We start from the raw sequence: 15,881 nt of genomic DNA, 5'->3' as shown, positions 1-15,881 counted from the left end.
GGTGTGGTTCGCGGAACGTCCTCAGTGGACGGTGCGTCTATGGGCGTTCTGCCGGGGTGTGTGAGTTTCGCAGGGGTGTGTGGGTTTCGCAGGGGTGTGGAGTTCTGGGGGAGCTTTGTCGACATGGCGTTATTCGGTGCGCAGGTTCTCCGGTCGGATCGCGTGGCGCAGGGCGGGCAGGGTGCACAGCGACACGGCCGGCACCACGAACGCCGCCAGCCCGACCGTGGTGGCCAGTTCCACCCAGTCGACCTGGAAGCGATCGGCCGGCACCACCAGCCACGCCGTGCCCAGCCCGACCGGGACGGCCAGGCAGATGCCCAGCGCGGTGGGGATGGCCGACTGCCACAGCGCCGCCGCCGCGAGCACCCGGCGCGGCACGCCGTTCGCGGTCAGCACGGCGGTGTGCCGACGGCGTTCCCAGACCTGGTCCACGGCCGCCGCCGCCAGGCCGACCACGGCCAGCAGGACCAGCAGCACCGACCCGCCGATCACGCCGCCGCGCAGCGACGTGAACAGCTCCACCTGGAGGTCGTGGTACGCCGTGGACAGCGCCACGCCCCGGTCGACACGGCCGGTCGCGGCCAGCAGGCGGTCGGCGAACGCCTGGTCCGGGCTGCCGACCACGACCAGTTCGGACGGCGGCGCGGACGTCAGCACCGGGTCCGAGCCGCCCGCGACGAACAGCCCGCTCGCCTGGCCGGGCACCACCTTCGCCTGCGGCACCGTCCACGGGCGCCCGTCGATGGTGAACGAGGAACCGGGTGCGGGCGCTTCGCGGCCGCCGTCGGTCCGGTAGGCCATACCCGGCGCGCAGTCCGTCACCTCGAAGCGGTCCGCCAGTTCGGCGCAGTCCGTGCTCACGACTAGCGCCGGCACCGGGGAGGGCTGCTCGTACGTGCGCACCTCGCTCACCCGCCGCACCCCGCCGATCAGCGCGATGGCCTCCTCCAGTGAACGGGTCGGGGTGTGCGCGGACACGGTCAGCACCCAGCGGCCCGCCTCGGTCGCCGGCGCGGACTCGGCGGTGCCCCGGGCCGCGACACCGAGCAGGACCTGCAACGCCAGCGACCCGGTCAGCACCACGACCACCCCGGCCAGCACGCGCGGCATCCCCGCGTCGGATCGCAGCCCGCGCACCGCGAGCATCGGCGCGACCCCCTCCGGCCGCACCACCGCCGTGACCCGGCCCACCAGCCACGGCAGCACCGCACCGGTGCCGGCCAGCACCAGGCCGATCCCCACGCCCAGCAGGATCGTCGCCGTCGAGTCCGCCACCACCTCGCGGAAGCTGTCCGCGACCGAGATCACCACCAGCAGCACCGCGCCCGCCCCCAGCAGCGCGAACCGCCACCACGCCCGGCGGACCGGCACGTCACCGGCCGTGGCGAGCGTCTTGACCAGGCCCAACGGGCCGACCTCGACGGTGCGCAGCGCGACCAGCGCCGCCACCACGGCCACCACCGGCACACCGACCCCGATCAGCGCCCCGAGCAGCGGGTCGGGCAGCAGGTCGGTGGGGAAGAACCCGACCCCCTCGACCTCGATGAACCGGGCCAGCGGGCGGGCCGCGAAGAACAGCGCGACGCCGACGAACAGCCCGAGCACCGCGCCGGTCAGGATCTCGCCGCTGGCGATCCAGCGGATCCGCTCGCGGCTCGCCCCGACCAGCCGGATCGTGGCGAGCCGGCGGTCCCGGCCGGTCGCGCCGAGCCGGGTGGCGACCAGGACGAAGATGCCGAGCGGCACCAGCAGCGCACCGATCGCGGAGACCATCAGCAGCCGGTGGACCGGCAGCAGCGTGGGCTGCTCGCCGGTGACGCCGAAGCCCGCGGCCGGGGTCGCGTCCGCGACGAGCGCCTCGGGCAGGCCCGAGTAGAAGAGCAGCGACTTCGGTCTCGGCAGGCCCGCGTCGGCGATGACGCCGATCACGCGCTCCGGGAAGCGGGCGCGCACCGAGTCGTCGGTCTGGATCAGGTAGAGCAGCTCCGGCGACACCACGACCTCGCCCGGCGCGGGCAGCCGGCCGACGCCGGGCGGCGTCGGCCGGTCGGCACCGGTCGCGGCCAGCTCCACGCCGAGGATCCGGCGGCCCTGCCAGGAGACTGTCACGTCACGGGCGCGCAGCGGCGCGGTGGCCTGACCGACGTGCGGCGGTCGGGTGTCCGCCCGGTCCAGCGCGGCGGCCTGGACCCGTTCGGACTTGGCTTCCCGGGCCGGGCCGATCGACGCGGCCAGCAGCAGCACCAGGACACCCAGGCCGACGCCGGCCGCGGTCAGCGCCAACCTGGCCCACGAGGTCCGGCTGCCCCCGACGGCCAGCCGGACCCCGAGGACCAGGTCCGCCACCCACCGGGTGCTCACCGGAGCACCTCCCGGTCCTGGGTGCGGGGTGGGGGAGAGCGGAATGCAGGGGTCACGTTGATGAAGACGGATCAGGTGGCGGTTCGGTGGCTACGACTCCCGAATCGGCGGCCATGTCTTCCGAATCGGCTGCGGAAAGCGCACCGGGGACGGTTCGGGCGCGGTCCGGGTGCGGGCGTCGACGGGTGTGCCGCCACCCCGCGCCCAGGGGTGGTGCCCGCATCGGGAAGCGCTGCCCGCGGCCCAGGCACGATTGCCCCCGTGCTGCCCACGGTGGGCAGTCGGGCTGGGCAGTCGGGCTGGGCAGTCGGGCTGGGCAGTCGGGCTGGGCAGTCGTGCGTGGGACCGGGCGGCGCGTGGAGCAGGGTGCGCCGCCGCCCAAGGGGAGGGGGCGGCGGCGCTGGGCGGGGTGGTCACTCCGAGCGCAGGCCCAGGGCGCCGGTCGCGCGTCTCATCGAGGGCAGGGTCAGGGCGGTCACGACGACCACCAGGAGGGCGGAGGTGGTGCTCAGGATCGCGACGCCCGACCAGTCGATGACGATCGGTTGCTCGATGATCCGCAGCAGCAACACCGCCAGACCGCTGCCGATGGCCACCGCCACCAGCAGGGCCAGCACCAGGGGTACCGCGTTCTGCCACAGCAACGACCGGCTCAGCGCTCCGCGCGGGACGCCGCTCGCGGCCAGCACCGCCAGCGGGCGGCGGCGTTCCCGCACCTGCTCCAGCGCCAGGATCAGCAGGCTGGCCCCGGCCAGCAGGAGGGTGATCAGCGAGCCCGCCAGCAGGCCCTGCCGGATGCTCTGGAACTGCTCGATCTGCTTGCCCGGGTCGGTCTGGCCGAAGTAGAAGAAGTACGCGCGCCAGGTCATCGGGCTGATCGCGTTGCCCACCCGGTCGACCAGGTCCGGATCACCCCGGTCGACGTCGACCATGATCGTGCCGTAGCTGAACCCGATGTCGAGCCCGCGCATCGCCGCCGGGGTCAGCAGCAGGCCCCGGTTGGTGTAGGCACCGGGCCGTTCGGGCTGCTTCACCACCTCGTACTGCGGGATGGTCCACTGTGGACCGACGACCTTGGTGTCGTCGTACCCCTTGGTCACGGTCACGGTCGTGCCCGGCCGGAGCTTCGCCTGCTCCGCCGCCTCGTCCGCGCCGAGCTCCGCGGGACCGGTGACGTAGAAGACGTCGCCGTCCTGGCAGTCGCCCAGGTCCGCCTGGGTCTTGAGCGCCTGGCAGGAGCCGACCGTCGCCCCGTACTGGTTCGTCGGGTCGAACTCGAACTGGAACCCGAGCAGCGTGTTGACCCGGCTCGGGTCGACGGCCCGGCGCAGCAGGCCGACGGTCTGCTCGACGTTCTCCTCCGACCAGTCGATCAGGCTCACCACCACGCGGCTGCGATCGGCGGTGTCGACCGGGCGGTCCACGATCTTGGCCTCCGCGCTGGCCAGCACCGACTGGACGGCGATGGCACCGGCCAGCACGACCGACACGCCGCCGACCACCCGGGCCGCCGTGCCGCTGTCCATCTGCAGCCGGCGGATCGCGAGCTGCCACGACGGCGCGCCGCCGCGCACCTTGCGCACCGCGCGTTCGACCACCCACGGCAGCAGCAGCGGGATGCTGAGCAGCAGCACCAGGATGCCGCCGACCACGATCGGCTCGGACGCCTGGCTCTCCGAGCCGCCCAGCAGACCGGACTGGCTCCACAGCGCCGCCGTGCCGATGAAGACCGGCAGCGTCCGCCACCACATGACCCGGTGCACCGGCTTGCTCCGGCGCACCACGCCCAGCGGCTCGATCACCGTGCGGCGCATGGAGATCAGCGACGTCACCACGGCCAGCACCGGCACCAGCACCAGGATCAGCACCGTCAGCAAGGGTGTCGGTGTCAGGTCGGAGACGAACACGGTGATGCCCAGCAGGCTGATGTGCTCCACGAACTGACGGGCGGTCAGGAACAGGACCCCGCCGACCACCAGTCCGGTCACCGCGCCGAGCAGCGCTTCGCCGGCGGCGATCCGGCGCACCCGGCGCGCGCCCGCGCCGACCAGCCGGAGCGCGGCCAGCCGCCGGTCGCGCTCGGAGCCGGCGAGGCGGGTGCTGATCCCGACGAACACCAGGACCGGGAACAGCAGGGCCACCACGCCGACCATGATCAGCAGCGACAGCACCGGATCGAGGGTGCGCTCCTCCCGCTCGCCGCCGTAGGAGACGACGGCCGCCTTGTCGTCGCGCTTCACCGTCGCGTCGCCGGCCACGAACATCAGGTCTTCCGGCGAGTTGAGGCCCTGCTGGGTGATCAGCCCGACCCGGTGCTGCGGGAAGCGCTCGCGGAGCAGCTCGCCCTCCGGGGAGTCGAGCAGCCGCGCCAGGGCGGGCGACACCGCGATCTCGCCGTCGCCGGGCAGCTCGGTCAGGCCCGGCGGGACCGGCGCGGCCGGGCCGCTCGGCAGGACGAAGTCGCCGACGATCGACTCGCCGCGATAGCTGGACATCCACTCGGCGACGTAGAGCACGTCCGAGGTCGGCTTGGTGTCGCCGGCGACCACGCCCTTGCTCGCGGCGGCGCGCTCCGCGCGGCCGGACAGCATGCTCGGCACGGACGACGCGGCCAGCAGGACGGCCACGCCGAAGCCGATGCCCAGGCCGGTCAGGGCGAGCCGGACCCACGAGGTGCGGCCGCCGCCCAGGGCCAGCCGGACGCCCAGGGCGAGGTCGCTCAGCCAGCGCTTCATCGGACCCGCTCCGCCCGGCGGGCGCGGCCGGCAATGGCATGGCCCTCGCCGGCACGGCGGTCGGTGGCGTGGCTATCGCCGGCGCCGCTGTCGCCGGCATGGCTGTCGGCGGTACGGCCTTCGACAGGACGGCTGTCGGTGGCACGGGTCCGGGGCGCGCGGTGGGGTGGGGTGGCGGACTGCGCGGTGCCGAAGGTTCGGGGCGGGGGTGCGGGCGTTGGGCCGAACGCCAGGTCAGGCGCTCGGTCGGCGGACCGGCCCGAAGCCTGGGCGGGCACCTGGCCGGCGGCGGGGTCGACCGAGGCGTGGGGACCGAGAAGGGGGCGCGGTGCGGGTAGGCGGACGGCGTGGTCGGCCACGGTGTGGCGGACCCAGCGCGTCACGCTGGCGAGCAGGGGCTTCATCGGACCGGTTCCACCTCGCGGGAACGGCCGTCGCGGACGACGACCTCGCGGTCGGAGTAGGCCGCCACCCGGGCCTCGTGGGTCACCAGGACGACGGCGGCGTCGGTCTCCCTGGCGGCGGTGGTGAGCAGTTGCATCACGCGCTCGCCGTTGAGGGAGTCGAGCGCACCGGTCGGCTCGTCGGCGAACACCACGCGCGGGTTCGTCACCAGGGCGCGGGCCACGGCGACCCGTTGGCCCTGGCCGCCGGAGGTCTCGCCGGGGCGCTTGTCGCCCACGTCGGCGACCTCCAGCCGCTCCAGCCACTCCAGGGCGCGAGACTCCGCCTCGCGCCGCTTCAGGCCGCCCAGCCGCAGCGGCAGCGCCACGTTCTCCAGGCAGCTCAGCTCCGGCACCAGCTGCCCGAACTGGAACACGAAGCCGAACTCCGTGCGGCGCAGTTCGCTGCGCTCGCCGTCGCCCATCGCGCTCAGCTCGACGTCGCGGTAGCGGACCACGCCCGAGTCCGGGGTGAGGATGCCCGCCAGGCAGTGCAGCAGGGTCGACTTGCCCGAACCCGACGGCCCCATCACGGCCACCACCTCGCCCGCACGCACGCGCAGGCCGGCACCGTCCAGCGCCGGGGTCGGCCCGAACGACTTGTGCAGGTCGATCGCTTCCAGCAGGGCGTTCACGAGCGCACCCCCGCGAGCTGCGCGGACAGCTGGCCGAGCCGGGCGGCGGTGAGCTCCAGCCAGCGCAGGTCGGCTTCCAGGTGGAACAGGGCGTGGTCGCAGATCAGCTGGTCGGCCAATTCGCCGGACGCCTTGCGCCTGGTCAGCTCGCGCATCGTCGCCAGGTGGGCGGCGCGCTGCACGTCGAGCACGTCGTCCGCGCTGCGGCCGGACAGCAGCGCCAGCACGACCTTGGTGTAGAGCGTGTTCTGCAGGTAGGGCTCGGGCTTCTCGGCCGTGCCCAGCCACTGCTCCACGTCCGTCACGCCCGCGTCGGTGATCGCGTACCGCTTGCGCTCCGGGCCGTCACCGGACTCGACGCCGGCTTCGGCCACCAGGCCGTTGCGCAGGAGCCGGGACAGCGTTGTGTAGACCTGCCCGTAGTGCAGCGGCCGGTCCTGGCCGAAGCGCTCGTCGTAGGCCTTCTTGAGGTCGTAGCCGTGCCGTGGCCCCTTTTCCAAGAGGCCGAGCAGGGTGTGTCCGATCGACATGGGTCCGACTATACACACGAGGTATACACCAGGTGCATAGCCCGATCGGCGGTCAGCCGAACGGGCAACGGGGCTAACCGGTGACCGTGGTTTGACGGTTACTTCGTCACATCGTCACCCTCCGACGCCTACAGTGGTGGGGTGACTGGTCTGGCGGCCGGCTGGGACCACGCGACTCTCGCGCAGGGTCGAGCCGGCGATGCGGAACACGATGTGGAGCTGCTGCTCGCTTTCCTCAACACCCGAGATCTCGAACTCGGCACCGACGTGCTGGACCACACCGCCGCGTGGCGGGCGTGGGTCACCGAGCGCGGTCTGGGTGATGTCGGCGACCTGGGCGAGGCCCGCGCCGTCCGCACCTCGTTGCGGGCATCGCTGGGCGAACGCCACGACGGTCCCGACCCCACCCCCGCCGCGGGCCTGATCCGGGTCGACCTCAGCCACGGCGTGCCCACCATGTCCAGCGAGGACGCGCTGGGCGCGGTGCTGGGCGCGGCCGCCCGGCTGGCCGTGCTGGGGTCGTGGGAGCGGTTCAAGATCTGCCAGGCGGACGGCTGCCTGTGGGCGTTCTTCGACCGCTCCCGCAACCGATCGCGGATGTGGTGCTCGATGCAGGTCTGCGGGAACCGCGAGAAGGCGCGCAACTTCCGGGAGCGGCGCGCGCTCAGCGTGTCGTAGCGGGTCGGGTGCCCGGCGGGTGGCCGCCCCGGCGCGAGCGCACCGGGGCGGTCACACCACGAGCTGCCCGATCGTGTAGATCACCAGGCCCGCCAGGGCCCCCACCACCGTGCCGTTGATCCGGATGAACTGGAGATCGCGCCCCACCTGGAGCTCGATCTTGCGGGAGGTCTCCTCGGCGTCCCACCGCTCGACGGTGTCGGTGATCAGCGTGGTGATCTCGGCGCGGTAGTTGCCCACGACGTGCCCCGCCGCGTCTTCGAGCCACCCGTCGACCTTGGCGCGCATCGCGTCGTCGGAGACCAGCCGGGCGCCGAACGAGGCCAGCCCGGCGCGGATGCGCTTGCGCAGCTCGGACGACGGGTCCTCGGCGGCGGAGAGCAGCATGCCCTTCGCCGTGCCCCAGGCCGACCCGATCAGCCGCTGCACGTCCGGGTGCTCCACGACCTGCTGCTTGACCGCCTCGGCCCGCTGCATGGTGTCCGGGTCGGTCTGGAGGTCCTTGGCGAACTCGATCAGGAACTGGTCCAGCGCCTGCCGCATCGGGTGGTTGTCGTCGGTCTTCACCGCCCACGCGAAGTTGAGCAGCTCGGTGTAGACCTTGTCGCCGAGCATCGAGTCCATGAACTTCGGCGACCACACCGGCGAGCGCTCGGTGACCAGGCCGGTGATCTTGTCGTAGTTGTCGCGCACCCAGTCGTAGGCGCGGTCGCACAGCAGGTCGACCAGCTTGTGGTGCGCGCCGTCGGTGAGCACCTGGGACAGCAGCCTGCCCAGCGGCGGCCCCCACGGCTGGTCGGTCAGCCGGCGCACCACGGCCTGCTCCACGATCGCCTGCACGTCCTCGTCCCGCAGCACCCTGATCGCGCCCTTGACGACGTTCGACAGCTCCCCGGTCACCCGTTCGGCGTTGTCCGGCTGCTTCAGCCACGCGCCGACCCGGTGCGCCACGCCGACCCGGCGCAGCTTGTCCCGCACCACGTCCTCGGACAGGAAGTTCGTCCCGACGAACGAGCCGAGCGCGTCGCCGAAGGTGTTCTTCCTGGTCGGGATGATCGCGGTGTGCGGGATCGGCAGGCCCAGCGGCCGGCGGAACAGCGCGGTCACCGCGAACCAGTCGGCCAGCGCGCCGACCATGCCGGCCTCGGCGGCGGCGCGCAGGTACCCGATCCAGGCGGGGCCGCCCGCCTCGAACAGCAGCGCCACCAGGAAGATCACGGTCGCGGCCAGGAAGAAGCCGGTGGCGACCAGCTTCATCCGGCGCAGGTCTCGGCGCTTGAGCTGGTCAGCGGCGGTCAGTTGCTCCACGACGCCATTGTCCGTGAAGATTCGGCGTTGTGCGGGTACCAGCGCTAGTCACCAGGATGCGGCCGTTCACCTCGACGATCTTCGCGGAGATGACCGCGTTGGCGACGCGCACCGGGGCGGTGAACCTCGGGCAGGGCTTCCCGGACACCGACGGGCCCGCCGGGATGCTCGCGGTCGCCAAGCAGTCCATCGACGGCGGGCTCAACCAGTACCCGCCCGGCCCCGGGATGCCGGTGCTGCGGCAGGCGATCGCCGAGCACCGCGCCCGGTACGGCACGCACTACGACCCGGACACCGAGATCCTGGTCACGGTCGGCGCCACCGAGGCCATCGCGGCGAGCCTGCTCGGGCTGGTCGAACCGGGTGACGAGGTCGTGCTGATCGAGCCCTACTACGACTCGTACGCCGCCTCGGTCGCGCTCGCGGGCGCGACCCGCAAGGCCGTGGGGCTGGTCGAGGAACCCGGCACCGGGCGGCTCGGCCTGGACGTCGCCGCGCTGCGCGCCGCGATCGGGCCGAAGACCCGGGCGCTGCTGCTGAACTCGCCGCACAACCCGACCGGGACCGTGCTCGACCGGGCCGAGCTGACCGAGGTCGCCCGGCTGTGCGTCGAGCACGACCTGATCGCGATCACCGACGAGGTCTACGAGCACCTGGTGTTCGACGACCGCGACCACGTCCCGCTGGCCACGCTGCCCGGCATGGCCGAGCGGACCGTGACGATCTCCGGCGCGGGCAAGACGTTCAACTGCACCGGCTGGAAGATCGGCTGGGCGTGCGGGCCCGCCGAGCTGGTCGCCGCCGTGCGCGCGGCCAAGCAGTTCCTCACCTTCGTCGGCGGCGCGCCGTTCCAGCCGGCCGTGGCGCACGCGCTGCGGCACGAGCTGGACTGGGTGGCCGAGCTGCGCACGTCGTTGCAGGACAAGCGCTCGCGGCTGGCCGAGGGCCTGACCGACGCCGGGTTCGCGGTGCGGCCCAGCGAGGGCACCTACTTCATCACCGCCGACGTCCGCCCGCTCGGCTTCACCGACGGCGCGCAGCTGTGCCGCGAGCTGCCGGAGCGGATCGGCGTCGCGGGCGTGCCGGTGCAGGTGTTCACCGACCACCCCGAGCAGTGGCAGCACCTCGTGCGCTTCGCGTTCTGCAAGAAGGACGAGGTGCTGGACGAGGCGATCGTGCGGCTGCGGAAGCTAGGCGCCTGAGCGCACCGGGACGGGCGCGCCCGCCAGCCGCTCCTGCACCAGGGTGTGCCGGAACTGGTAGGACGCGCCCGACAGGCGCAGCACGCCGAGCTTGCGGGCGTCCTCCAGGAACACCATCAGCTCCCACGGCAGCTTGCCGCGCGCCGCCAGCCAGATCCGCGCCACGGTGAACCACCACCAGCGCAGGTGCAGCACGGACAGCGTGAACCCGAGCATCAGCCCGCACGCCAGGCCCAGCCCGACCATGCCGGTCTGGTGGGGACCGAACACCAGCCCCGCCGCCGCGCCGAACACCACCGCGAGCACCAGCGACCCGGTCCACACTGCGATCCGGTCGCGGGCCATCGTCCACTTCGGGCTGGTCGGGTGGCTCAGCTCGGCGCTGCTGCCCAGCGCGAACCGCAGCGCCACCGCCACGGCCAGGCCGAGCCCGACCACCAGGCCGGCCGACAGCCCGTAGAGCGCGCCGAACACCAGGCCGACCGCCATCCCGAGCACCCCGCTGACCAGCACCAGGCTCCGCCAGACGCCCAGCCTCGGCTTCGGCGCGCGGTCCCGGGAGGCGAACAGCGCGGCCACCGCCACGGCCAGCCCGGCGGCCAACCCGGTGGCCGGGGCCAGTTTCGGCGTGCTCGCGTACGCCATCAGCCAGCCCACGCCCAGACCGCCGATCGTGCCCAGGACGAGCGCGCCGAGCACCGCCAGCCAGCGCCTGCCGACCGAGCGGCGCAGCTCCCACCAGGCCAGGTCGGTGATGCCCCGGGCGTGCATCCCGCTCGCCAGGAACGCCAGCCAGCGCCGGGCCCGGTCACGCGGCCACACCTGGCTGGCGCGCGCCTGGCTGGCCACCCCCCGGTCGCCGAACGCGCCGTCGACCAGCTCGTCCACCAGGTGGTCCTCGATCGCCCGGCGGTCCGGGAACCGGGTGCGGTCCAGCAGTTCGCTGGGCTCGCCGTAGCCGTAGACCAGGCCCGCCAGCCACACCGCGAGCGGGGTGGACAGCGCGTCCGCCAGCCGGCCGTCCGGCTCGTCGCGCAGGTGCAGGAAGATCGGCTCCCAGCGGGCGGCGGTCACCGGGTCGGCGTGCGCCCGCAGGTAGCCCGCGATCTCCTCGTGGTCCAACGGGTGCAGGTGCGCCACGTCCGCGCCCGCGACCGGCACGCCCGCCCGCGCGAACTCGTCCGAGCGGCTGGTGAGCACCAGCGGCGACGAGCCCGGGAACGCGCGGTTGATGCGGTCCAGCGCGTCCGCGCGCTTGTGCTCGGCGATCCGCTCCAGGCCGTCGAGCACCGGGAACACCCGGCGCTGCTCGATCAGCAGGTCGCCCGCGTAGCTGCCGTACAGCTCGGTGTTGCGCAGCGCCGGGTGCTCCTCGTAGAGCCGCCGGGTCATCCACGTGCGGACGTCCTCGGTGTCCGGGTCCCAGCTCGACAGCGACAGCAGCACCGGCACCGGGCCGCCGTCGTGCCGGTCGAGCAGGCCGATGGTGAGCAGCATGGCGATGGTGCTCTTGCCCGCCCCCGCCTCGCCGAGGAACACCAGGCGGGGGTGGCGTTCGAACGCGCCCACCACGGCGTCGCCGCGGCCGGGGCGTCCGGCGTCGGAACTCCAGTGCAGGTCGAGGAGGTCGTCGGCGAGCCCGCGCGCACGGCACTCCTCCGTCCACTGCGAGTGCAGCGACGTGGCGAGCGCCGTCACGGCCGCGTCGAGGTTGGCGTCCGTGGCGAGCCCGGCGGCGCGCCTGCGGTGCAACCACGGGTCGACGGCGGCGAGGAACGCCAGGAAGCCGACTGCCAGGCCGGACAGCCACAGGTCGGGCTCGATGCCGTAGTCGGTGACGAACAACCCGGCCGCCGCGAGCAGGGCGGCCAGGACACAACCGACGAGCACGGCGCGCTGACGAAAACGGGACACCTGGGCATAATGGCCCACCGGTCACGCCAGGTGGTGACACGGTCACCCCTGTGTCGTGCGTACTCTCGGGTACGTGATCTGCCCCAAGTGCCAGGACCTCATGCGGACCATCACGCGCGGAGCCGTCCACATCGAGCAGTGCGACAACTGCAAGGGCGTCTTCCTGGACGGCGGCGAACTGGAACAGATCCTGGCGGCCGAGCGCGACCACTACGCCCAGGCCCCGCCGTACGCCGGCACCCCGCAGCCCGCGGCGGACGGCGCTCCGCCGCCCTACCCGGGCACGTCGGAGGGTGCGCCGCCGCCGTACCCCGGCACGTCCGAGGGGGCTCCGCCGGCCTATCCCGGCACGTCGGAGGGTGCGCCGCCGCCCTACCCGGGCACGTCGCAGCCCGCGGCCGGGTCGCCGCCGCCGTACCAACCGCCGCCCGGCACCCCGCCGCCCGGCACGCCCGCGCCCGGCTACCCGCAGCAGTACCCGCCCGGCTACTACGGCCAGGCCCCGCACGGCCACCACCGCCGGCGCAGCTTCCTGGAGGAACTGCTCGACTGAGCCCGCGCCGCTGGATCTTGCTGCCGGACCGCGCCGCCGGACCGCGTATTCCGATCGGAGCGTCCGACCGCGCCGCTTAACCGGAGTGCGGGGTCGTGGCGGCGGCGGGTTACAGCGGCCAGGTGAGGTCGGTGTCGTCGAGGGCGAAGTGCTGGTCGTCGGCGGTCGCGGTGAACGTGAAGCGGTGGCGGCGGGGACGGCCCAGTGAGTGCCACTCGCGGTGGGCGGCTTCGGCTTCGCGCCACAGGGCGCGCGGTCCGCCTTCGTCCACCAGCGCGCCCCGGTGCCGTGCCCACGAACCGTCCGGGTGCACCAGGCGCACCGGGTCGAGGCCCACCGCGACGTCGGGCAGCGCCAGGCCGGCGAAGAACTCGAAGCCCGACGCCGGGTCGACCACGGTCCGCGCGGCCAGCGTGGTGGTGCGGCTCGTGCCCTTGGCGTGCAGCGCGTGGTGCAGCGCCTCGTCCGCCCACGCCTGCCGGTGCGCGCGCAACGGCATGAACCGCCCGTCCTCCAGCATCACCCGCCCGGCCGCGACACCGTCGTGCACCTCCAGCCGCACCAGGCCCGCGCCCAGCGCCCGGTTGAACGTGGTGACGATCAAGCCGCCGTCCTCGACCTGCCCCAGCCACGCCGGTGGGATGCGGGACACCGCGCACGTGCCGAGGATCCGCGAGTACGGGGCCCGCGCCGGGTAGCCCCGCTCGCCGTCGCCGACCACGCAGAACGGCCGCAGGCCGGCTTCCGCGAGCCGCGCCGCCGCGCGGGCGTGCACGTCGGGGTCGACGTCGATCGAGGTGACCGCGTCGTCGCCGAGCACGTGCGCGAGCAGCGCGGCGTTGTAGCCGGTGCCGGTGCCGATCTCCAGCACCGTGCCCTCGGCGTCGAGCGCCTCCAGCATGATCGCCATGATCGTCGGCATGCTGGAGGAACTGGTCGGCACCCCGTCCACGGCCCCTTCGGCGACCGCCCGCTCCCAGGCGGCGTCGGAGTTGTCGAGCTGGGTGACGCAGACCTGGTTGCGGTAGACCAGCGACAGGAAGTCCGGGTGCTCGGCGGTCACCGGGGTCCAGCCGTCGGTGGTCGCCACGAAGAACCGCTGGACGAACAGGTGCCGGGGCACCTCGCGGAACGCCGTCGCCCACCGGTCGTCGCCGAGCACGCCGGCGGCGACCAGCGAGTCGACCAGCTCTTCGCGCAGGTTGGCGGCCAGGTCCACCCACCCCACGTTAGCGCTGTGGGCGAGCCCACGTCCGAATTGCTAGCAGGGCGCTTGCAGGAGCTAGCACCTCGGCGTACCGTCGAAAACGGATCGAGGAGGTGCCGGAAGTGGACGTGCCGGACAAGAAGTCCATCGACCGGGCCGTCGCCGACCTCGGCGAGTACATCCGCGAACAGCGCAACACGGCCAAGATCTCGCTGCGCCAACTGGCGAAGCTGGCCGGGGTGTCCAACCCTTACCTGAGCCAGATCGAGCGGGGGCTGCGCAAGCCCAGCGCGGAGATCCTCCAGCAGATCGCCAAGGGGCTGCGGATCTCGGCGGAGGCGCTCTACGTCGAGGCCGGGTTCCTGGAGCAGCGCGAAGGCGGCGCGCTGGCCGACGCCATCGTCACCGCCCCCGACCTGACCGAGCGGCAGAAGCAGGTGCTGCTCGACGTCTACGAGTCCTTCCGGCGGGAGAACACCGCCGGCCGGCAGCCCCAGCACCAACCGAAGCCTGAGCCCCACCCGAAGCCCGAGTCCCAACCGAAGCCCGAGGAGTGAACTCCATGTCGAACCTGCCCACCACCGAGGAGCTGCGCAAGGCGGGCGAGCAGGTCGTCGCCGCCGCCCGCACGCCGCTGCTGGCCGCCCTGGGCGCCGGCGACCTGGCCGCGAAGGCCGTGATCGACGCGCTGAACAAGACCAAGGAGCGCGCCGAGGCCGCCAAGACCGCCGCCGAGTCCGCCGACCTCCAGGACCTGCGCGACAAGTTCGAGCCGGCCGAGCTGCGCAAGATCGTGGACGCCTACACCCAGTCCGCGCTCAACCTCTACCAGTACCTCGCCGAGCACGGCCAGGAGGCGCTGGACCGGCTCAAGAGCCAGCCGCAGGTGCAGAAGGCGCTCAGCGAGGTCGAGGCCGCCGTCGAGACCGCGCAGAAGCGCACCGGCGCCGCCGCCTCCGACGCCCGCGACCTGGCCGACGACGTGCTCGGCAAGGTGACCCGCCGGACCCGCTCGGTCGGCGAGAAGGTCGCCCGCGAGGTCGACGAGACCAGCGAGAAGCTCGCGTCCGCGGTGACCGAGGCCGGTGACGACGTGGCGCACGACGTGCGCAGCACCGCCCGCAAGGCGGCCAACCGGACCGCGTCCGCCCGCAGCACCGCCGCCGCGCCCAAGACGACCGCCGCGCGCAAGCCCGCCGCGGCCCGTCCGACCACCCCGAAGAAGGCCGGCGACACCGCCGGGTGAGCCCACCGTCACGGGGCGTCCTGTCCGGGACGTCCCGTTTCGGCTGTACCCCGGACGCGCCGCGCACGTAGTCTGGGGGTGTGCTCTCCCCGTTTCCGCCTTTGGACCTGATCTACCTCGACCAGTGGATCATGATCCTGGCGTACTACGCCGGGCTCGTCATCGGCGTGTTCGCGTTCGTGCACGCGCTGTCCCAGAAGGCCGAGGCCTACACCGCCGCCGAGCGGCTGACCAAGCCCGCGTGGCTGGGCATCACCGGCGGCGGCACGTTCGCGCTGCTGCTGTTCAGCCTCAACAGCCCCGGCGCGATGTTCTGGCTGGCCGGCCTGGTCGCCGTGCTGGTCTACCTGGTGGACGTGCGCCCCCGGCTGATCGAGGTGCAGCGCGGCCCGAGGTGGTGACCTACCGGAGCTTCGGCTCCGGGACGCCGGTCACCCTGGTCGGCCACGGCCTGGGCGCGACGCCCGGCGAGGCCCGGCTGCCCACGTCCGGGCTGCCCGGCACGAAGGTCGTGGTCACCCTCCCGTCGCACGGCGACGCCCCGGACGCGCCCGCCGGGTACTGGAACTACCGGCGGATCGCCGCCGACCTGCGCCTGGTCGCCCGCGAGGTGGGCGCGACCCGGGCGATCGGCGTCTCGCTCACCGCCGGCGCGCTGATGGCGCTGCTGGCCGACGACCCGGACGCGTTCGAACGGGTCGCGCTGCTGCTGCCCGCCGTGCTGGACGAGCCGCGCCGGCTGTTGGCCCGCGAGTACGCGATCACCGTCGTCGGCGGGCCGCCGGAGTACCTGGCGGAGCGCCGGCGGGCGTTCGCCCGGCTGGACGGGGCGCTGGCCGAACTGCCCGGCCAGGTCGCCGTCCCGGACCGCGCGCTGCTGGCCGCGGTGCAGGTCCCGGTGCTGGTCGTCGGCGCGACCCGGGACCCGCTGCACCCGGAGGAGATCGCGAAGGCCACCGCCGGCGCGTTCCCCGCCGGCCGGCTCGAACTCGTGCCCTCCTGGTTGACCCATCGGAGTGACGTGCGCGGGTGGTTGGGCGATTTCCTCGGCGGGTAGCCGAAGGGC

General features: G+C 73.5%; 14 protein-coding genes. 7 read left to right on the top strand and 7 right to left on the bottom strand.

Annotated features, from left to right (window positions below; translation table 11 throughout):
- Positions 1-129: 129 nt before the first annotated feature.
- From BN6_RS39445 to BN6_RS39425, 4 genes are all read right to left on the bottom strand, one after another.
- The gene (locus BN6_RS39445; RefSeq protein ID WP_015105472.1) at positions 130-2,364 is read right to left on the bottom strand and encodes an FtsX-like permease family protein; all 2,235 of its coding nucleotides are present in this window, start codon (positions 2,362-2,364) and stop codon (positions 130-132) included.
- A gap of 413 nt (positions 2,365-2,777) precedes the next feature.
- Positions 2,778-5,099: an FtsX-like permease family protein gene (locus BN6_RS39435; RefSeq protein WP_015105471.1), complete on the bottom strand. Its 2,322-nt coding sequence runs from the start codon at positions 5,097-5,099 to the stop codon at positions 2,778-2,780.
- A 400-nt stretch (positions 5,100-5,499) separates the two neighbouring features.
- Positions 5,500-6,177 carry an ABC transporter ATP-binding protein gene (locus BN6_RS39430; RefSeq protein ID WP_015105470.1) on the bottom strand — a complete coding sequence of 226 codons (678 nt, stop codon included), beginning with the start codon at positions 6,175-6,177 and terminating at the stop codon, positions 5,500-5,502.
- A complete protein-coding gene (locus tag BN6_RS39425) occupies positions 6,174-6,707 on the bottom strand; it encodes a PadR family transcriptional regulator (RefSeq protein WP_015105469.1) in 534 nt (177 codons plus the stop codon). Before BN6_RS39425 ends, BN6_RS39430 begins: the two co-directional genes overlap by 4 nt.
- A 141-nt stretch (positions 6,708-6,848) precedes the next feature.
- Here BN6_RS39425 and BN6_RS39420 point away from each other — a divergent pair, with 141 nt between their 5' ends.
- Complete coding sequence (locus tag BN6_RS39420; RefSeq protein ID WP_015105468.1) at positions 6,849-7,385, top strand: CGNR zinc finger domain-containing protein; 537 nt, start codon at positions 6,849-6,851, stop codon at positions 7,383-7,385.
- 51 nt (positions 7,386-7,436) lie between these two features.
- On the opposite strand, the gene BN6_RS39415 is transcribed toward BN6_RS39420, so the two are convergent.
- Complete coding sequence (locus BN6_RS39415) at positions 7,437-8,642, bottom strand: DUF445 domain-containing protein (protein ID WP_084672978.1); 1,206 nt, start codon at positions 8,640-8,642, stop codon at positions 7,437-7,439.
- Positions 8,643-8,722: 80 nt separating this feature from the next.
- On the opposite strand from BN6_RS39415, the gene BN6_RS39410 reads away from it, so the two are divergent.
- Positions 8,723-9,895, top strand: a complete 1,173-nt coding sequence (locus BN6_RS39410) for a pyridoxal phosphate-dependent aminotransferase (protein ID WP_015105466.1) — start codon at positions 8,723-8,725, stop codon at positions 9,893-9,895.
- Here BN6_RS39410 and BN6_RS39405 read toward each other — a convergent pair.
- Entirely contained in the window at positions 9,884-11,809 is a 1,926-nt protein-coding gene (locus BN6_RS39405) for an NACHT domain-containing protein (protein ID WP_231904861.1), read from the bottom strand. The genes BN6_RS39410 and BN6_RS39405 overlap by 12 nt on opposite strands.
- Positions 11,810-11,882: 73 nt before the next feature.
- Between BN6_RS39405 and BN6_RS39400 the strand changes: the two genes are divergently transcribed.
- Positions 11,883-12,362, top strand: coding sequence for a TFIIB-type zinc ribbon-containing protein (locus BN6_RS39400; protein ID WP_085983565.1), 480 nt, complete (start codon positions 11,883-11,885; stop codon positions 12,360-12,362).
- Between the two features lie 109 nt (positions 12,363-12,471).
- Here the strand turns inward: BN6_RS39400 and BN6_RS39395 are convergent, their stop codons facing one another.
- Positions 12,472-13,581: a methyltransferase domain-containing protein gene (locus BN6_RS39395; RefSeq protein ID WP_041319482.1), complete on the bottom strand. Its 1,110-nt coding sequence runs from the start codon at positions 13,579-13,581 to the stop codon at positions 12,472-12,474.
- A gap of 110 nt (positions 13,582-13,691) precedes the next feature.
- Between BN6_RS39395 and BN6_RS39390 the strand changes: the two genes are divergently transcribed.
- The 4 genes from BN6_RS39390 to BN6_RS39375 all read left to right on the top strand — a co-directional run bounded on the left by BN6_RS39390 (position 13,692) and on the right by BN6_RS39375 (position 15,872).
- Positions 13,692-14,126, top strand: a complete 435-nt coding sequence (locus tag BN6_RS39390) for a helix-turn-helix domain-containing protein (RefSeq protein ID WP_015105462.1) — start codon at positions 13,692-13,694, stop codon at positions 14,124-14,126.
- Between the two features lie 5 nt (positions 14,127-14,131).
- Positions 14,132-14,815 (top strand): hypothetical protein, encoded by a 684-nt coding sequence (locus BN6_RS39385; protein ID WP_015105461.1) that lies wholly within the window; start codon positions 14,132-14,134, stop codon positions 14,813-14,815.
- An 80-nt stretch (positions 14,816-14,895) separates the two neighbouring features.
- Positions 14,896-15,216, top strand: coding sequence for a DUF2516 family protein (locus BN6_RS39380; protein WP_015105460.1), 321 nt, complete (start codon positions 14,896-14,898; stop codon positions 15,214-15,216).
- Entirely contained in the window at positions 15,210-15,872 is a 663-nt protein-coding gene (locus BN6_RS39375; protein ID WP_041315631.1) for an alpha/beta fold hydrolase, read from the top strand. Before BN6_RS39380 ends, BN6_RS39375 begins: the two co-directional genes overlap by 7 nt.
- Positions 15,873-15,881 lie beyond the last annotated feature (9 nt).

The organism is Saccharothrix espanaensis DSM 44229 (assembly GCF_000328705.1).
Taxonomy (GTDB): Bacteria; Actinomycetota; Actinomycetes; order Mycobacteriales; family Pseudonocardiaceae; genus Actinosynnema; species Actinosynnema espanaense.
Note: the sequence above shows the minus strand (reverse complement) of the source record. Positions and strands in the feature narration are given on the sequence as shown.